This window comes from Arthrobacter sp. NicSoilB4 (genome assembly GCF_019977335.1).
Taxonomy (GTDB): domain Bacteria; phylum Actinomycetota; class Actinomycetes; order Actinomycetales; family Micrococcaceae; genus Arthrobacter.
Genome location: NZ_AP024653.1, coordinates 1,399,382 through 1,414,195 on the forward strand (window position 1 = coordinate 1,399,382; position 14,814 = coordinate 1,414,195).

Below are 14,814 nucleotides of genomic sequence, written 5' to 3' on the forward strand. Positions count from 1 at the left end.
TCCGCCGCCGCGTTTGTAACTTGGTGGTGGGGCCTAGTTGACCGGGCCCGTGTACTTCTCGCCCGGGCCCTTGCCCGGAGCGTCCGGAATGATGGACGCCTCGCGGAAAGCCAGCTGGAGGGACCGCAGTCCGTCGCGCAACGGCCCGGCGTGCTGGGAACCGATCTCGGGAGCCGCGGCCGTGACCAGGCCGGCGAGGGCGGTGATCAGCTTGCGGGCCTCGTCCAGGTCCTTGAGCTCTTCGGCGTTCTCCTCGGCGGCGAGGCCAAGCTTCACGGCGGCGGCGCTCATGAGGTGCACGGCGGCGGTGGTGATGACCTCGATCGCGGGCACCTCGGAGATGTCCCGGACCTGCTGTGAGACGTCGCCCTTGGCGCTGGCGGGCTCGTAAACGTGTGAATTACTGTCTGAAGTGCTCATGCTGGTAAGCTTGTCACAGACCGACTGATTGTCGTTATTTCGTTCCAGATTCAGTGTTCCAGATCCAGTGCTGATTCACCGGAGCGGCATAACAGCCGGAACCCGTCCGCAACCAACATGCCCGTCATGCAGGTGCGCCGGACGGGATTTCTTCTGTAGAATCGACTTTCAGTTTGCAAGCGGAGTTCTCTCCCACCCGCGTCAGCCGCTCTCCTTCGGGAAGCTTCGCAAGAAGCAAGGTTGCCGGGTACCTGGTCGGGCATTCTTCCCGGGCGCCAGCCCTGGCAGGATGCATGCCGCCTCACGCGAGGCAGGCAGCTCCGATCTTCGAGGCCTTCGATTGCTCCGGCAATTGGGGGCCTTCTCTTTTTGCCGGTGGAATACCTCTCACGAACACAGGAGCTTTAACATTAGCGAGCCAAGAATCAATGAGCGTATCCGCGTCCCCGAGGTGCGGCTGGTCGGCCCTGCAGGCGAGCAAGTAGGCGTTGTCCGTATTGAGGATGCCCTGCGTTTGGCTGCCGAGTCCGATCTTGATCTCGTTGAAGTTGCACCGCAGGCCAAGCCTCCGGTGTGCAAGCTGATGGACTTCGGCAAGTACAAGTACGAAGCCGCGGTCAAGGCACGCGAAGCCCGGAAGAACCAGACCAACACGGTCCTGAAGGAAATCCGCTTCCGCCTGAAGATCGACACCCATGACTACGAGACGAAGCGCGGCCACGCGCTCCGCTTCCTCGGTGCCGGTGACAAGGTCAAGGCCATGATCCAGTTCCGCGGCCGTGAGCAGCAGCGCCCCGAGATGGGCATCCGCTTGCTCCAGCGCTTCGCCGACGACGTCGCCGAAGTCGGCGTTGTGGAGTCCAGCCCGCGGATCGATGGCCGCAACATGGTCATGGTGGTCGGTCCCCTGAAGAACAAGGCCGAAGCCAAGGCAGAGGCCCGCCGCGCATCGCAGCGTGCGGAAGCCAAGGCCGAGAACGAAGCCAAGGCTTCGGGTGGAGGCCGCGTTGACACGTCCGGCCCCGAGGCGCCCCTGACGCAGTCGCTGGCCGACCTGCTGCCGGAAGGCTACCAGGTCCGGACTGAGGCACCCGAGGCCGAGGTGACCGCAACGGAAGCTCCCGCCGCGGAAGCCGCCGTCGTGGAGGCCCCGGCCGAAAAGGTCGAGGCCGCCAAGGCTGACGCCTTGGAGGCCCCGGCCGCCAAGGCAGAGGAAGCCCCGGCACAGGAGGCCCCCAAAGCCGCGCCGAAGCAGGAGGCCCCCAAAGCCGCGCCGAAGCAGGAGGCCCCCAAGGCCGCCCCGAAGCGTGAAGCCCCGAAGGCCGCCGCCAAGCCGGCAGTAGCCAAGGCGCCCGCGGCGCCCAAGGCCGCCGCCAAGGCTCCGGAAGCCGCGAAGGCCCCGGAAGCCGCGAAGGCTCCCGAGGCTGAAAAGGCCGCTCCGGCGGCAGCACCGAAGCCGGTTGCTGCTCCGAAGCCGGTCCCGCGTCCCGCGGCGCCGAAGCCTGCTGCACGGCCGGCTGCCCCGAAGGCCGCCGCCAAGCCGGGCACCAAGAAGACCAACTAGTTCAGGGCTGCCGGACAGCAATGTCCGGCAGCAAGCAACCAGCACGCCGCCCGCAGGGGCGGCTGCACGAAAGACTGCAGGCCTTGTCTGCGGATACGTAAGGAGATCGGTTCCCATGCCGAAGATGAAGACCCACAGTGGTGCTAAGAAGCGCTTCAAGCTGACCGGCAGCGGCAAGCTGCGCCGCCAGCAGGCCAACCGCCGCCACTACCTCGAGCACAAGTCCTCCAGGCTGACCCGCCGCCTCGCCGGCGACAAGATCGTCTTCAAGGGCGACGCCAAGGTCATCCGGAAGATGCTCGGCATCTAAGTTCCAAGTTCTCTGACTGTTCGCCACCTGGCAGCAGTCAACTACCAAAAAGGCTTCTCAGGCCAGCCGGTTGATCCGGCAGTAGATGCTTGGGATCAGATTTTCGAAGGAGTACGCACGTGGCACGTGTGAAGAGGGCGGTAAACGCCCACAAGAAGCGCCGGGTTATTCTTGAGCGCGCAAAGGGCTACCGTGGACAGCGTTCACGCCTGTACCGCAAGGCCAAAGAGCAGCTGCTGCACTCGTTTGTGTACAGCTACGGCGACCGCAAGAAGAAGAAGGGCGACTTCCGCCGCCTGTGGATCCAGCGCATCAACGCTGCATCCCGCGCCAACGGCCTGACCTACAACCGTCTGATCCAGGGCCTCAAGGCCGCTGAGGTCGAGGTTGACCGCCGGATGCTGGCCGAACTGGCCGTCTCCGACGCCAACGCCTTCGCCGCGCTGGTCAAGATCGCCAAGGACTCGCTGCCCGCCGACACGTCCGCTCCGGCCGTCCAGGCTGAGGCTGCACCGGCCGCCAAGAAGCCGGCTGCCAAGAAGGCTCCCGCCAAGAAGCCGGCTGCCAAGAAGCCTGCCGCTGACAAGGCTGCCGAGTAGCACTGAGGTAGTTTCCGACCTCCCTCGTTCAAGAGCCGGCCGCGAAAGCCACTAAGGTTCTTATATGAACGAAACCGGGCGCCCGCAAGACTCTGCACTTTCCAATCCTCGAGCTGATCGGGTGAGGAAGGTGGCACAGCTTGCCGGGCGCCCGGCCCGTTTAAAGCGCCGGGAGTTCCTGGCGGAGGGGCCTCAGGCGGTCCGGGAAGCACTTGTCCTGCACCAGAAGAGGCTTGCCGCGGGGGAGCCCGGCATCGTCTATGAGGTCTACGCGAGCGAGTCCTGCCTGGACCGGCACCCGGACCTGGAGACACTCGCGGAGGGCACCACCGCCTACCTGGCCACCGACGAAGTGCTGGCCGCGATGGCGGATACGGTCACCCCGCAGGGCATCCTCGCGGTCTGCGGCTTCCTGGACGTGAGTCTCGATCAGGTGCTCGACGCCGGCCCGCGCCTGGTTGCCGTGCTGTGCCAGGTCCGGGATCCCGGCAACGCCGGCACCGTGCTCCGGGCAGCCGACGCCGCCGGCGCAGATGCTGTCATCCTGACCGCCTCCAGCGTCGACATCTACAACCCCAAAGCCGTGCGTTCGACGGCGGGATCCCTCTTCCACCTCCCTGTGGTGCTCGGCGCCGAGATCGAGGAGCTGGTGGCCCAGTGCAAGGAACGCGGCATCGGAGTCCTCGCCGCGGACGGCCAGGGCCCGCTAAACCTCGATACGTTGCAGGACCAGAACGCGGCCCGCCGGCTCGGAGCAGCCTCGACGGGTTCGGAGTTCGCGCTGGAGAGCCCCACGGCGTGGCTGTTTGGCAACGAGGCCCAGGGCCTCTCCGAAGAAGAGCTCGCCCTGGCGGACCACCGGGTGGCCGTCCCCGTCTACGGGGCAGCCGAAAGCCTCAACCTGGGGACCGCGGCGACGGTCTGCCTCTATGCCAGCGCCCGCTCGCAGCAGGTCGGCGGAACCCCGCAAGACTAGGTCCGCGCGGGCCCGCAGCAGGGCCCGGCAAACAGCCAGAGACGAAAAACGCGCAAAAAAATACGGCGGGGGTCCACCGAAAGGTGGGCTCCCGCCGTCGTATCCCAGCGGTTAGGTCGTGGTCTTGTTGCGTCCTGTGATGGCGCCGTAGACAAGGGCAACCACCAGGCCGCCGACGATGGCCAGGAGCCAGGAACCGAGGTTCCAAAATTCCATCTTGCCGCCGCCGAACAACAGATCGCCGATCCAGCCGCCGACAACTGCGCCGACAACACCGAGCACGAGGCTGGTCACCCAGCCGCCTCCGACCCTGCCAGGCATAACTGCCTTTACGATTGCACCTACTATGAGTCCGAGAATGATCCAGCCTAGAAAGCCCATTGCTCCTCCTACATATTCGTCGGCATCCAAATAGTGAATTCCGATTATGGCTTCAAGCTAACATAGGCCGGTTTGCTTGTCAGCAGAATCACACCCAATCGTTACTTGCCCGGTGACCTGCGTCGTTGCGGTTCGCCCGGGGTTTCCCCCGGGGTTCAGGCGGGGCGCCGGCCGGGGCCGGACGTACAGCCTGCTGTGCTCCGCCGGGGCGATGACGGGTACGGTATTCCTTGTGGAGGCACCGGCCGGAGTCCACCACACGGTAGAACCACCCCTAAGGAGAAGCTCTCTTGGCTGCAAATGGCGGTACCAAGGCGATTGTTGCGGCGTTGGCCGCGAACCTGACCATCGCCGCCCTGAAATTCGTCGCATATTTCCTGACGTTTTCATCATCCATGCTCGCCGAAGCGATCCACTCGCTCGCGGACTCCGGCAACCAGCTCCTGCTGCTGGTGGGCGGCAAGCGGGCGAAGCGGGCGGCGAGTCCGGAGCACCCCTTCGGCTACGGACGCGAGCGTTACATCTACGCCTTCATCGTCTCAATCGTGCTGTTCAGCGTCGGCGGCCTCTTCGCCCTGTATGAGGCGTGGGGCAAACTCCAGCACCCGCACCCCATCGAGGGTGCGTTCTGGTGGGTCCCGCTCGCCGTCCTCATCGGCGCCATCATCGCCGAATCCTTCTCGTTCCGGACCGCGATCATCGAATCCAACCACATCCGCGGCGAGCAGACCTGGGTCAGGTTCGTCCGCAGCGCCAAGCAGCCGGAGCTGCCGGTTATCCTTCTCGAAGATTTCGGCGCCCTCGTGGGTCTGGTCTTCGCACTCTTCGGCGTGAGCCTGACCCTCATCACCGGAAACGGCATCTGGGATGCCCTTGGTACGGCAATGATCGGCTTCCTGCTCGTGGCCATCGCCGCGGTGCTGGCCATTGAAACCAAGTCCCTGCTGCTCGGCGAGTCGGCAACAAAGGACGACGTCGTCAAGATCCGGGCGGCCATCGAGTCCGACGGCACCTCGATCATCCACCTGAAGACCCTGCACCTGGGCCCGGAGGAACTCCTGGTTGCGGCCAAGATCAGCATCGGCCGATCGGAGACGGGCCAGGAAATCGCCAAAGCGATCGACGACGCCGAGATCCGGATCCGCGACGCTGTTCCGATCGCCCGGGTCATCTACCTGGAACCGGATGTTCAGCGCGTCAGCACCCCGTAGCCGGAGCCAGCGGGCCCGCTGTTAGGGCGACAAGAGTTCTGAGGGGCCGCCGGCCCGGCAGCCCCCATGCGGCTACCGGACCAGCGGCCTCTTGCGTTCCACGAGTCCGCTGATGGCGGCGACGCCGAGGCCGAGGACGGCCAGTAGGGCCCCGACGAGGGCGGGTGCCACGTAGCCCCAGCCCCACGCGATCACGAGGCCGCCGAGGAAGGCGCCCAGGGCGTTGGCGACGTTGAGGGCGGCGTGGTTGAGCGAGGAAGCCAGCGACGGGGCATCCGGGGAGGCATCCAGCAGGCGCGTCTGCAGCGCCGGGACCAGCAGGGAGCCGGCGCCGCCGACGATGAAGACCATAACGTAGGCGGACCACGGCCAGTGCACGGCGACGGCGTAGACCACGAGTGCCACGGCGATGCCGGGCAGCACCCAGTAGATGGTGCCCATGACGGACTTGTCCGCGATCCGGCCGCCGACGATGTTGCCGGCCACCATGCCCAGCCCGTAAAGCGCGACGACGAGCGGTAGCCAGGCGGCGGGAATGCCCGCCACGGAGGTCATCGTGTGCGCAATGTATGTGTACGTGGCGAAGAAACCGCCGAAGCCGACGATGCCGATCAGGATTGCCAGCCAGACCTGGAGCCGCTTGAGGGCGCCCAGTTCGCGGCGGAAGCTAGCGTCGGCGTGCGGCTTCTGGAACGGGACGAATTTCCAGAGCATCACCAGGGTCAGAATGCCGATCAGGCCCACCAGCAGGAAGAGCAGCCGCCAGCCGTACGTCTGGCCCAGCCAGGTGCCGAACGGGACGCCGATGACGTTGGAGACGGTCAGCCCGGCCATGACCATCGAAATGGCCCAGCCGCGCTTGGTCGGAGCAACGAGGGACGCCGCGATCACGGCCGCGACGCCGAAGAACGCCCCGTGCGGCAGGCCCGCGGCGAAGCGGGACACCAGCATGGTGCCGTAGTCCGGGGCGATGAAGGACGTCAGGTTCGCGATGCTGAAGAACAGCATGAGCCCCAAGGCAAGGTATTTACGCGGCATTTTGGCGCCGACGGCGGCCAGCAGCGGGGCTCCGATCACGACGCCGAGTGCGTAGGCGGAGATCAGGTGTCCTGCTTCCGGGGTGCTGATGTTGAGTCCCTGCTCCACCTCCTTCAGCAGGCCCATCATGGTGAACTCCGTAGTGCCGATGCCGAATCCGCCCATGGCAAGGGCAAGGATGGCAAGGGCAAGATGGCGGGTGCCTGCTTTGGGCGCCGCCGGGGCTTGGGTGGTGGTTGTCATTCGTCTGCTTTTCGGGAACGTTCCCGGCGGAAGCCAGGAGAATGCGGCAAGTTAAATCAGATGTGTGAGTTGTTTCGTGTAACGGGGCGGTCGCGCCCGATATTCCGGGTACTCGCCGACGGCGGCCTTTTCCATTGTCCCCTAACCCTGGGCCGCCCCTAGACTTGGAGGCGTGACTGGACTCATTGGCGTTGTCGGCGGCGCAGTACTGGACTCCCTGGCCGAACCCGGCCGGCTGCTTGTGGCGCGGCGGACGGCACCCCCTCACTTTGCCGGCATGTGGGAGTTCCCCGGCGGCAAAGTCGAAGCCGGAGAGACGGCGGAACAGGCTTTGCACCGCGAGCTGTTCGAAGAGCTTGGCGTGAGCGTCCGGCTTGGCTCCGAACTCGGCAGCGGGTCCGCCGACGGCTGGCCGCTCAACGATCGCGCCGCCATGCGCGTGTGGTTCGCCGAACTCGTCGACGGCGATCCGCGCCCGCTGCAGGACCACGATGAGCTGCGCTGGATCGACCTCCGGAACCGCGACGAGGTGCTGGACCTGCCATGGATTCCGGCGGACCTGCCGATCGTCGAGGCGCTGCTGGACAGGCTCTCCGCGGCCGAGACCACGGCAGCGCCCGCGCACTGAACCGCTGAGCGTGTGTGCCGACGCGGCCCCTCCTCTCGCCAAAGCGTGAAGCATGGAACTACGCTGAAGCGAACCGAGAGGAGCAGCCCGTGCGGGTTGGGGTCAGGCGGGAACAGTGTGCAGGGGAGCGCAGGGTGGCGGCCACGCCGGAAACGGTGCAGCAGCTGACTAACCTGGGCTTAATGGTGGCCGTGGAAAGCAACGCGGGCACCGGGGCCGGCTACGGCGACGCCGCCTTCGCCGCGGCCGGAGCGTCGGTCGTGCCGGAATTGGCCGCCGAATCACTGGATGTCCTGCTCCACGTCCGCCCGCTCGAGCCGGAGACCGCCGCGGGCCTTCGCCCCGGCACCATCACCATCGGGTTCGCCTCGCCGGCGTCGGAACTGCCCACCGTGGACGCCCTCGCCGCTGCGGGTGTGACCTCGTTCGCGCTCGAGCTGGTCCCGCGCATCTCCCGGGCCCAGTCGATGGACGCGCTCAGTTCCCAATCGCTGGTCTCCGGCTACCGTGCCGTTCTGGAAGCGGCCCTGCGCTATCCGAGGTTCTTCCCGCTTTACATGACGGCTGCCGGAACGATTCCGCCCGCCCGTGTACTCGTCCTGGGTGCCGGCGTTGCCGGGCTGCAGGCGATCGGCACCGCGAAGCGCCTGGGGGCGAGGGTCTCCGCCAATGACATCCGGGCAGCCTCCGCCGATGAGGTCGCCTCGATGGGGGGAACCTTCATCCATCTGGATCTGGACACTCGAACGGCGGACACTCCCGCGGAAGGCAGCGGCGGCTACGCCCGCGAGCTCGGCCAGGACCGGGCCCAACGCCAGCGCGCCCTGCTGGCCCCGCACGTCGCGGCGGCGGATGTCCTCATCACCACGGCAGCCATCCCCGGCCGCGCTGCGCCCCTACTGGTGACGACGGAGATGGTGGCCGGAATGCGGGCCGGTTCGGTCGTCGTCGACCTTGCGGCAGAGTCGGGCGGAAACGTCGAAGGAGTCCTCGCGGGCCGGGACCTCCAGATCCCGGTTGAAGGCGGGTCAGTGACCCTTGTGGGGCTGCAGGACGCCGCCTCGGCGATGCCCTCCGACGCGTCCAGGCTGTTCGCCAAGAACGTCGCGAACCTGCTGGCCCTCATGACAGTCGACGGCAAGGTCGTTCCGGACTTCGACGACGAAGTTGTCGCGGGCGCCTGCCTCACCCACGGCGGCTGCGTCCGGCATGCCGCCACCGCCGAAGCACTGGAGGCCCTCAAGTGATGGATCCGATCACGCTGCTGACAGTGGTGGTGCTCGCTGTCTTCGTGGGCTTCGAAGTCGTCTCGAAGGTGACAAGCAAGCTGCACACTCCGCTGATGTCCGGTGCCAACGCCATCCACGGCATCATCCTGGTGGGCGCCATCATCGTGGCCGGCCAGGCCGGCGACCCGTGGTTGTTGACCATCGCCCTCATCGCTGTGGTCCTGGCGACCGCCAACCTGGTCGGCGGATTCGTCGTCACTGACCGGATGCTGGAGATGTTCGGCGGGCGGAAGCCCGCCCGGCCCGCAGCCGGTGCGGGGAAGGACGGCAAATGAGCGTCCTCGGCCCCGGGTGGACCGCCCTCTTCTACCTCGTGGCTGCGGTCTGCTTCATCCTCGCGCTGAAGGGTCTGAGTTCTCCCCGGACAGCCCGGCGGGGCAACGCCATCGGAGCGGCCGGCGCCCTCGTCGCAGTCGTCACCGTGTTCCTCTCGGCCAAACTGGAGAACATCCCGCTGATCGTTGCCGCGATCGCGGTTGGTTCCGCGGTGGCCGTCCCGGTGGCCAGGCGGGTGCAGATGACCCAGATGCCGCAACTAGTCGCGCTCTTCAACGGGGTCGGCGGCGGAGCCGCGGCGCTGGTGGCGGTGCTGGAACTCGGCCACAGCGAGGACCCCTGGGTGCGGCTGGCCGTGGTGTTCACGATGCTGGTCGGCGCCGTGTCCTTCGCTGGCTCGGCTGTGACGGTGGGCAAGCTGCAGGAGCTGATCAGCACCCGGCCCCTGGTGTTCCCCGGGATGCCAGTGGTGATGGGTGTTGTGGTGCTGGGGGCGGTGGCTGCCGGAGGCATCGTCGTGGCGACGGGTTCAACGGGCTGGGCTGTGGCGCTGATGGTGCTTGGCCTCGCGGCAGGCCTCCTTCTGGTGCTGCCCGTCGGCGGGGCCGATGTGCCGATCGTGATCTCCCTGCTCAACGCGTTCACCGGCCTCGCGGTCGCGGCCTCGGGAATTGTGCTGGGCAATGTGCTGCTGCTCGTCGCCGGCACGCTGGTCGGGGCCAGCGGTACCATCCTGACCAAGGTGATGGCGTCCGCCATGGGCCGCGGCGTCGCGGGCATCATGTTTGGCGCCTTCCGGGGCGGCTCGACGGCGGGATCAACCGAGCAGAGCGACCGGCCCGTGCGCTCCTCCTCGCCCGAGGACGTGGCCGTACAGCTCGGCTATGCGCAGCGGGTGGTGATCGTCCCCGGTTACGGGCTTGCCGTGGCCCAGGGCCAGCACACGATCGCGGAGCTCGCTATTGCCCTGGCGGCCCGCGGCGTTGAGGTGGTCTTTGCCATCCACCCGGTGGCCGGGCGGATGCCGGGCCACATGAACGTGCTCCTCGCAGAGGCGAACGTTCCCTATGAGGCGCTGAAGGAGCTCGAGGAAGCCAACCCGGAGTTCCCGAACACCGACGTGGCGCTCATTGTGGGCGCCAACGACGTGGTCAATCCTGCCGCCAAGTCGACGCCCGGGGCGCCCATCTACGGGATGCCGATCCTGGAGGTGGCGCAAGCCGGTCAGGTGGTGTTCCTCAAACGCTCCATGCGGCCTGGCTTCGCCGGGATCGAGAACGAGCTGCTGTTCGATCCCAAGACCACACTCCTGTTTGGTGACGCCAAGGATTCACTCACCCGCGTCCTGGGCGCCGTCAAGGCTCTCTAGGCCAGGGCCTCTCTGGACAGGGCCCGCTGGACCAGCCCTTCTGGGACAGGGCCTCTAGAACAGGGTGGGCTGCGCTGCCTCGGCGGCAGGGCTCCCGTGCCGGGCGCCGGCGAGTGCGGCCGGCCCGGGGATGCTGCCGGCCGGGTACTGCGCTTCCTCGTCCCGGGGATCAATGCTGCCGGAATCAATGCTGCCGGGATCACTGCTGCCCAGATCACTGTTGCCGGGGTCGCCGTTGAGGTCGCGGTGGCTGAAGCCGTGCGAGCCGGAGAAGCCGTGGCGCGCCTTGAAGTACCGGACGCGTCCGGACAGCCAGTCCCGGTACTCCTTGGAGGCGTAGGAGCCCGTCCCATACAGCCGGCGGTACTTCCCGGCGAGCTGCGGGTGTTCCCTGGCGATCCACTGCATAAACCATTCGCGGGTTCCGGGCTTGAGGTAGAGGGCTCCCGCCGTGACGCCGGTGGCGCCCGCCGCGGCAAGGGAGGCGAACAGGGAATCGAGGGCCTCGTCGCTGTCGGAGAGCCACGGCAGGATAGGCATGGCCATCACGCCGCAGGGAAGCCCCGCATCCCGAAGCCGGGTGATCAGCTTCAAGCGCGCACGCGGGCCGGGTGTACCGGGCTCGACGGCTTCGGAGAGGCGCTCGTCCGTCATCGCCAGGGAGATGCCCACGCCGACGGGCACCTGGGCTGCGGCATGCTTCAACAGCGGAATGTCCCGGGCCAGCAACGTGCCCTTCGTCAGGATCGACAGGGGAGTGCCGGAATCGGCCAGCGCCCCGATGATGCCCGGCATCAGCTGGTAGCGGCCCTCGGCCCGCTGGTACGGATCCGTATTGGTGCCCAGGGCCACGTGCTGCCGCCCCCACGAGGGTTTGGCCAGTTCCCGGCGCAGGACCTCGGCGGCGTTGATCTTCACCACCACCTGGCTGTCAAAGTCCAGCCCGGCGTCGAAGTCGAGGTAGGTGTGGCTCTTCCGGGCGAAGCAGTAGACGCAGGCGTGGCTGCAGCCGCGGTAGGGGTTGATGGTCCACTCGAACGGCATCCGGGAACCGGCGACCACTTTGTTGAGCACCGATTTGGCAGTGACCTCATGGAAAGTGACCCCGGCGAACTCGGGGGTGGTCACGGAGCGCACCAGCCCGATCAGGGGCAGCAGGGCATCCGGGGCGGGGGACTGGCTGCGCCCACCCGTTTCTCCAGGTTCCCCATGACGCGGTTCCCCGGAACTTAGGACCCCTGAATTTAGGACCCTGTCTCCGGGCGCCGGTTTCAGTGCTTGCGCGTCCCATCTCATGACCCTATTCGAATATATGTTCGAGTCTAAGTCAAGGGCCCGCGCCGCATCGGACCGCACACCTTTTGGGGCTGGGTTCTGCCGGCCGGTTCCCGGGCGGGCGGCATTGCTAGGCTGGGGCGATGATTCTGCTGACAGGGTTCGAACCGTTCGGCGGCGGGAGTACCAACCCGTCGTGGGCGGCCGCACGGGACGCCGCGGCGCGGCTCCGGAATGAGGGGCTCGACGCGCAGGCTGTGGAGCTGCCCTGCGTCTTTGGGGACGCGATCCGCGTACTGGAAGCAGCGCTGGAGCGCTACCGCCCGGAACTGGTGGTCTGCGCGGGCCAGGCCGGCGGACGGTCCCGGATCTCGCTGGAGCGGATCGCGATCAACTGCGACGACGCCCGGATCCAGGACAATGCGGGCAACTCGCCCGTGGACCGGCCCGTGGTCGACGGGGGACCGGCTGCCTACTTCAGCACCCTTCCGGTGAAAGCGGCGCTCGCAGCCCTGCAGGCGGCAGAAATCCCCGCCGAAGTTTCCCAGACCGCCGGCACCTACGTCTGCAACCACGTCTTCTACGGGCTGATGCATGCCCTGCGGCTTCGGCCCCGAACGCGGGGAGGCTTTGTCCATGTTCCTTACGAGCCGGCCCAGTTGCCGCCGGGGAGCACGGACCCATCCCTTCCGTTGGATCAACTGGCGGAGGCGCTCGCCGTCGTCGTTCGCAGTTCACTGGCGACCGCGGTGGACCTCAAAATCCCTGCCGGCGCCACGCACTAGGGGCCCAGGGGCCATCTCAGCCGAGCAGTTCCCACACGACGCCGACCGTGGCGCTGATGCTGGACTCGCCGGCCTCCACCGTGAGCGACTCCACCGCGGCGGCCCGCTGCATCTTCGCGACCGGGATGGGCGCCGGGTGGCCGGACTGCTGCTCGAGCGAAACGACTCTGCCCAATGAAGCCCCGGCGAGCGACGCGAAGTGCCCGGCCGTGGTGAGGGCGTCCTGCCAGGCGGCCTCGCGGGCCCGGGCGGCGACGGCGGCGGGGTCGGCGAAGCCGAGTTCCAGCCCGTTGAGCCGGACGTCGTTGCCGCCGGCCGCGACCGCGGCGGCAATGACCTCCGACGATGTCCCCAGTTCCCGGATCCGGACACTCAGGACCGTCGACGCCAGGTAGCCCGAGACCACCTGCCCCCGACCCTCCTGCCAGTTCACCTCTGCGCGCACATTGAGGCCCGACGTCGTGATGTCCGGATTGGCGACGCCGTACCCGCGGAGTGCCGCTGTGATCGCCGACGAGACCCGGCCCGCCTCTCCGTACGCGGCGCCGACGTCCTCCCTGCGGCACTCGACGCCGATGGAGAGGGTCAGCAGGTCCGGGGCGGCTTCCGCGCTGCCGGACCCGGTGACGGAGATTGTCCTGGGGCTGTCGGTCATGTCATGCCTCGTTCCGTTTCGGATGTTCGGATCGTGTGCCGGGATCGGGCGTCCGGCTCCGGATAGCCGCCGGCCTGCAGCCCGGCCCGGCGTTCGAAGAAATTGCGCGAGCCGGGGTTGCCCGTCCGGAGCAGGGACCAGCCTGCCGCGAGGAAATACAACGGCAGGAACGGAAGGCCCAGGCACCAGGCGTACTGCGTGCAGTGGCGCTCTTCGTGCCCCAGCAGGACGGGGTTGGCCAGGACCTCCTCCGGCCCGGCGCGGAAGAGCACCACATTGCCCACCGTGAACGCGGCGGCGAAGGGGAGCCGCCAGCGGTAGCCGGCGGCAATCAGCAGTCCCCGGGGCCCCCGGCGGACGGACGTGCGGGCACAGCCGGCCAGCAGCAGCCCCAGCGGAGTTGTTGCATTCAGTACATTGGCCAGCTGCCGTAGCCGTTGTCCCGGCGTCATGAGGCCATGCTAGCCGGGCGCCCCGCCATGCGGGATGGGACCATGCGGGATGCCTGGCGGCGCGGGCAGGGCCGCAGTGCCGAGGCCTAGGGGAGCGGGAGGGGGGAGCGGCAGCGCGGGCGCCGTCACGTTCGGGCACCTGAGCCCGTTCAACTAGACTGAAGGGGAGTGCCCGCCGGAGCGATTTAGGCGAGCCCTGTCCTTTGCCGACGCGCTGGTCCCTGCACCCCTGAAGGTCCTGTGCCGTTGGCATGAACCGACTCGTAGCTAAGAACAGTAGATGACTGAAACTTTGCCGGGCGCCGGCGTCCCGAATCCCCTGGATGAAGCCGCCATCACCGCCGCCGTAGACCAGGCCGTTGCCGCCATTGCCGCCGCCTCCACGCTCGATGAACTCAAGGCCGTGCGCCTCGCCCACACCGGTGAGAAGTCCGCGCTGAGCCTCGCCAACCGTGAAATCGGCGGGCTGCCGAAGGACCAGAAGGCCGCCGCCGGCAAGCTCATGGGCTCCTCCCGCGGACGCGTCAACAAAGCGCTCGCGGACCGCACGGCCGAGCTCGAAGCCGAGAACGACGCCCGCATCCTGGTCGAGGAGACTGTCGACGTCACCGCGGCCCCGCGCCGCCGTCGTGCCGGTGCACGCCACCCGCTGTCCACCCTGCAGGAACGCGTCGCGGACATCTTCGTTGGCATGGGCTGGGAGATCGCCGAGGGCCCCGAGGTCGAGTCCGAATGGTTCAACTTCGACGCGCTGAACTTCAAGCCGGACCACCCGGCCCGCGAAATGCAGGACACGTTCTTCGTGGAGCCGCCCGAGGCCCACCTGCTGATGCGCACCCACACATCGCCCGTTCAGGTCCGCTCCATGCTGGAACGCGAACTGCCGATCTACGTGCTGTGCCCCGGCAAGGTGTTCCGCACCGACGAGCTCGACGCCACGCACACCCCCGTGTTCCACCAGTTCGAGGGCCTGGCCATCGACAAGAAGCTCAGCATGGCGGACCTCCGCGGCACCCTGGAGCACCTCGCGCGCCAGATGTTCGGCGACGAGGCCCAGATCCGGCTGCGCCCGAACTACTTCCCGTTCACGGAACCGTCTGCCGAGCTGGATATCTGGCACCCGGGCGCCAAAGGCGGTCCCAGCTGGATCGAATGGGGCGGCTGCGGCATGGTCAACCCCAACGTGCTCCGGGCCGCCGGCATCGATCCGGACCTCTATTCAGGTTTTGCCTTCGGCATGGGCATCGAGCGGACCCTGATGTTCCGCAACGAGGTCGGCGACATGCGCGACATGATCGAAGGCGACGTACGTTTCAGCGAGCACTTCGGGATGGAGATCTAAC

Annotated in this window: 17 protein-coding genes; 11 read left to right on the forward strand and 6 right to left on the reverse strand. The window is 67.4% G+C overall.

The window, feature by feature from the left end; all coding sequences use genetic code 11:
• Window positions 1–33 precede the first annotated feature (33 nt).
• Window positions 34–420: a DUF1844 domain-containing protein gene (locus tag LDO13_RS06265; protein WP_224049163.1), complete on the reverse strand. Its 387-nt coding sequence runs from the start codon at window positions 418–420 to the stop codon at window positions 34–36.
• Between the two features lie 451 nt (window positions 421–871).
• On the opposite strand from LDO13_RS06265, the gene infC reads away from it, so the two are divergent.
• The 4 genes from infC (at window position 872) to LDO13_RS06285 (ending at window position 3,869) form a co-directional block, all read left to right on the forward strand.
• Window positions 872–1,984, forward strand: a complete 1,113-nt coding sequence (infC, locus tag LDO13_RS06270) for a translation initiation factor IF-3 (RefSeq protein WP_263422146.1) — start codon at window positions 872–874, stop codon at window positions 1,982–1,984.
• Between the two features lie 115 nt (window positions 1,985–2,099).
• Window positions 2,100–2,294, forward strand: coding sequence for a 50S ribosomal protein L35 (gene rpmI, locus LDO13_RS06275; RefSeq protein WP_009358635.1), 195 nt, complete (start codon window positions 2,100–2,102; stop codon window positions 2,292–2,294).
• Window positions 2,295–2,413: 119 nt separating this feature from the next.
• A complete protein-coding gene (gene rplT / locus LDO13_RS06280) occupies window positions 2,414–2,893 on the forward strand; it encodes a 50S ribosomal protein L20 (RefSeq protein WP_224049165.1) in 480 nt (159 codons plus the stop codon).
• A gap of 64 nt (window positions 2,894–2,957) precedes the next feature.
• Window positions 2,958–3,869 (forward strand): RNA methyltransferase, encoded by a 912-nt coding sequence (locus LDO13_RS06285; RefSeq protein WP_224049166.1) that lies wholly within the window; start codon window positions 2,958–2,960, stop codon window positions 3,867–3,869.
• Between the two features lie 111 nt (window positions 3,870–3,980).
• Here the strand turns inward: LDO13_RS06285 and LDO13_RS06290 are convergent, their stop codons facing one another.
• Window positions 3,981–4,250, reverse strand: a complete 270-nt coding sequence (locus LDO13_RS06290) for a GlsB/YeaQ/YmgE family stress response membrane protein (RefSeq protein WP_223985465.1) — start codon at window positions 4,248–4,250, stop codon at window positions 3,981–3,983.
• A 290-nt stretch (window positions 4,251–4,540) separates the two neighbouring features.
• Between LDO13_RS06290 and LDO13_RS06295 the strand changes: the two genes are divergently transcribed.
• On the forward strand, window positions 4,541–5,461 hold the full coding sequence (locus tag LDO13_RS06295) for a cation diffusion facilitator family transporter (RefSeq protein ID WP_224049167.1): 921 nt from the start codon (window positions 4,541–4,543) through the stop codon (window positions 5,459–5,461).
• A gap of 72 nt (window positions 5,462–5,533) precedes the next feature.
• Here LDO13_RS06295 and LDO13_RS06300 read toward each other — a convergent pair whose 3' ends face one another.
• Window positions 5,534–6,742, reverse strand: a complete 1,209-nt coding sequence (locus tag LDO13_RS06300; RefSeq protein ID WP_224049168.1) for an MFS transporter — start codon at window positions 6,740–6,742, stop codon at window positions 5,534–5,536.
• Window positions 6,743–6,914: 172 nt separating this feature from the next.
• Here LDO13_RS06300 and LDO13_RS06305 point away from each other — a divergent pair, with 172 nt between their 5' ends.
• The 4 genes from LDO13_RS06305 (at window position 6,915) to LDO13_RS06320 (ending at window position 10,304) form a co-directional block, all read left to right on the forward strand.
• Window positions 6,915–7,370, forward strand: coding sequence for a (deoxy)nucleoside triphosphate pyrophosphohydrolase (locus LDO13_RS06305; protein ID WP_224049169.1), 456 nt, complete (start codon window positions 6,915–6,917; stop codon window positions 7,368–7,370).
• 89 nt (window positions 7,371–7,459) lie between these two features.
• The gene (locus LDO13_RS06310; RefSeq protein ID WP_224049170.1) at window positions 7,460–8,617 is read left to right on the forward strand and encodes a Re/Si-specific NAD(P)(+) transhydrogenase subunit alpha; all 1,158 of its coding nucleotides are present in this window, start codon (window positions 7,460–7,462) and stop codon (window positions 8,615–8,617) included.
• On the forward strand, window positions 8,617–8,934 hold the full coding sequence (locus LDO13_RS06315) for an NAD(P) transhydrogenase subunit alpha (protein ID WP_224049695.1): 318 nt from the start codon (window positions 8,617–8,619) through the stop codon (window positions 8,932–8,934). Before LDO13_RS06310 ends, LDO13_RS06315 begins: the two co-directional genes overlap by 1 nt.
• Complete coding sequence (locus LDO13_RS06320; RefSeq protein ID WP_224049171.1) at window positions 8,931–10,304, forward strand: NAD(P)(+) transhydrogenase (Re/Si-specific) subunit beta; 1,374 nt, start codon at window positions 8,931–8,933, stop codon at window positions 10,302–10,304. Before LDO13_RS06315 ends, LDO13_RS06320 begins: the two co-directional genes overlap by 4 nt.
• A gap of 54 nt (window positions 10,305–10,358) precedes the next feature.
• Here LDO13_RS06320 and LDO13_RS06325 read toward each other — a convergent pair whose 3' ends face one another.
• A complete protein-coding gene (locus LDO13_RS06325) occupies window positions 10,359–11,600 on the reverse strand; it encodes an Rv2578c family radical SAM protein (protein ID WP_224049172.1) in 1,242 nt (413 codons plus the stop codon).
• Window positions 11,601–11,722: 122 nt separating this feature from the next.
• Here LDO13_RS06325 and pcp point away from each other — a divergent pair, with 122 nt between their 5' ends.
• Window positions 11,723–12,364: a pyroglutamyl-peptidase I gene (gene pcp, locus LDO13_RS06330; protein WP_224049173.1), complete on the forward strand. Its 642-nt coding sequence runs from the start codon at window positions 11,723–11,725 to the stop codon at window positions 12,362–12,364.
• Window positions 12,365–12,380: 16 nt separating this feature from the next.
• On the opposite strand, the gene LDO13_RS06335 is transcribed toward pcp, so the two are convergent.
• Window positions 12,381–13,019, reverse strand: coding sequence for an SIMPL domain-containing protein (locus tag LDO13_RS06335; RefSeq protein ID WP_224049174.1), 639 nt, complete (start codon window positions 13,017–13,019; stop codon window positions 12,381–12,383).
• Window positions 13,016–13,471, reverse strand: coding sequence for a hypothetical protein (locus tag LDO13_RS06340; RefSeq protein WP_224049175.1), 456 nt, complete (start codon window positions 13,469–13,471; stop codon window positions 13,016–13,018). Before LDO13_RS06340 ends, LDO13_RS06335 begins: the two co-directional genes overlap by 4 nt.
• Before the next feature lie 280 nt (window positions 13,472–13,751).
• Here LDO13_RS06340 and pheS point away from each other — a divergent pair, with 280 nt between their 5' ends.
• Window positions 13,752–14,813 (forward strand): phenylalanine--tRNA ligase subunit alpha, encoded by a 1,062-nt coding sequence (gene pheS / locus LDO13_RS06345; RefSeq protein ID WP_224049176.1) that lies wholly within the window; start codon window positions 13,752–13,754, stop codon window positions 14,811–14,813.
• Window position 14,814: the final 1 nt, after the last annotated feature.

Coding starts and splice junctions, on each gene's coding strand:
- LDO13_RS06265 (WP_224049163.1), bottom strand. CDS start 420: ATGAGCACTTCAGACAGTAATTCACACGTTTACGAGCCCGCCAGCGCC.
- LDO13_RS06340 (WP_224049175.1), bottom strand. CDS start 13,471: ATGACGCCGGGACAACGGCTACGGCAGCTGGCCAATGTACTGAATGCA.
- LDO13_RS06300 (WP_224049168.1), bottom strand. CDS start 6,742: ATGACAACCACCACCCAAGCCCCGGCGGCGCCCAAAGCAGGCACCCGC.
- LDO13_RS06285 (WP_224049166.1), top strand. CDS start 2,958: ATGAACGAAACCGGGCGCCCGCAAGACTCTGCACTTTCCAATCCTCGA.
- LDO13_RS06335 (WP_224049174.1), bottom strand. CDS start 13,019: ATGACCGACAGCCCCAGGACAATCTCCGTCACCGGGTCCGGCAGCGCG.
- pheS (WP_224049176.1), top strand. CDS start 13,752: ATGACTGAAACTTTGCCGGGCGCCGGCGTCCCGAATCCCCTGGATGAA.
- pcp (WP_224049173.1), top strand. CDS start 11,723: ATGATTCTGCTGACAGGGTTCGAACCGTTCGGCGGCGGGAGTACCAAC.
- LDO13_RS06290 (WP_223985465.1), bottom strand. CDS start 4,250: ATGGGCTTTCTAGGCTGGATCATTCTCGGACTCATAGTAGGTGCAATC.
- LDO13_RS06325 (WP_224049172.1), bottom strand. CDS start 11,600: ATGAGATGGGACGCGCAAGCACTGAAACCGGCGCCCGGAGACAGGGTC.
- LDO13_RS06315 (WP_224049695.1), top strand. CDS start 8,617: ATGGATCCGATCACGCTGCTGACAGTGGTGGTGCTCGCTGTCTTCGTG.
- LDO13_RS06320 (WP_224049171.1), top strand. CDS start 8,931: ATGAGCGTCCTCGGCCCCGGGTGGACCGCCCTCTTCTACCTCGTGGCT.
- rpmI (WP_009358635.1), top strand. CDS start 2,100: ATGCCGAAGATGAAGACCCACAGTGGTGCTAAGAAGCGCTTCAAGCTG.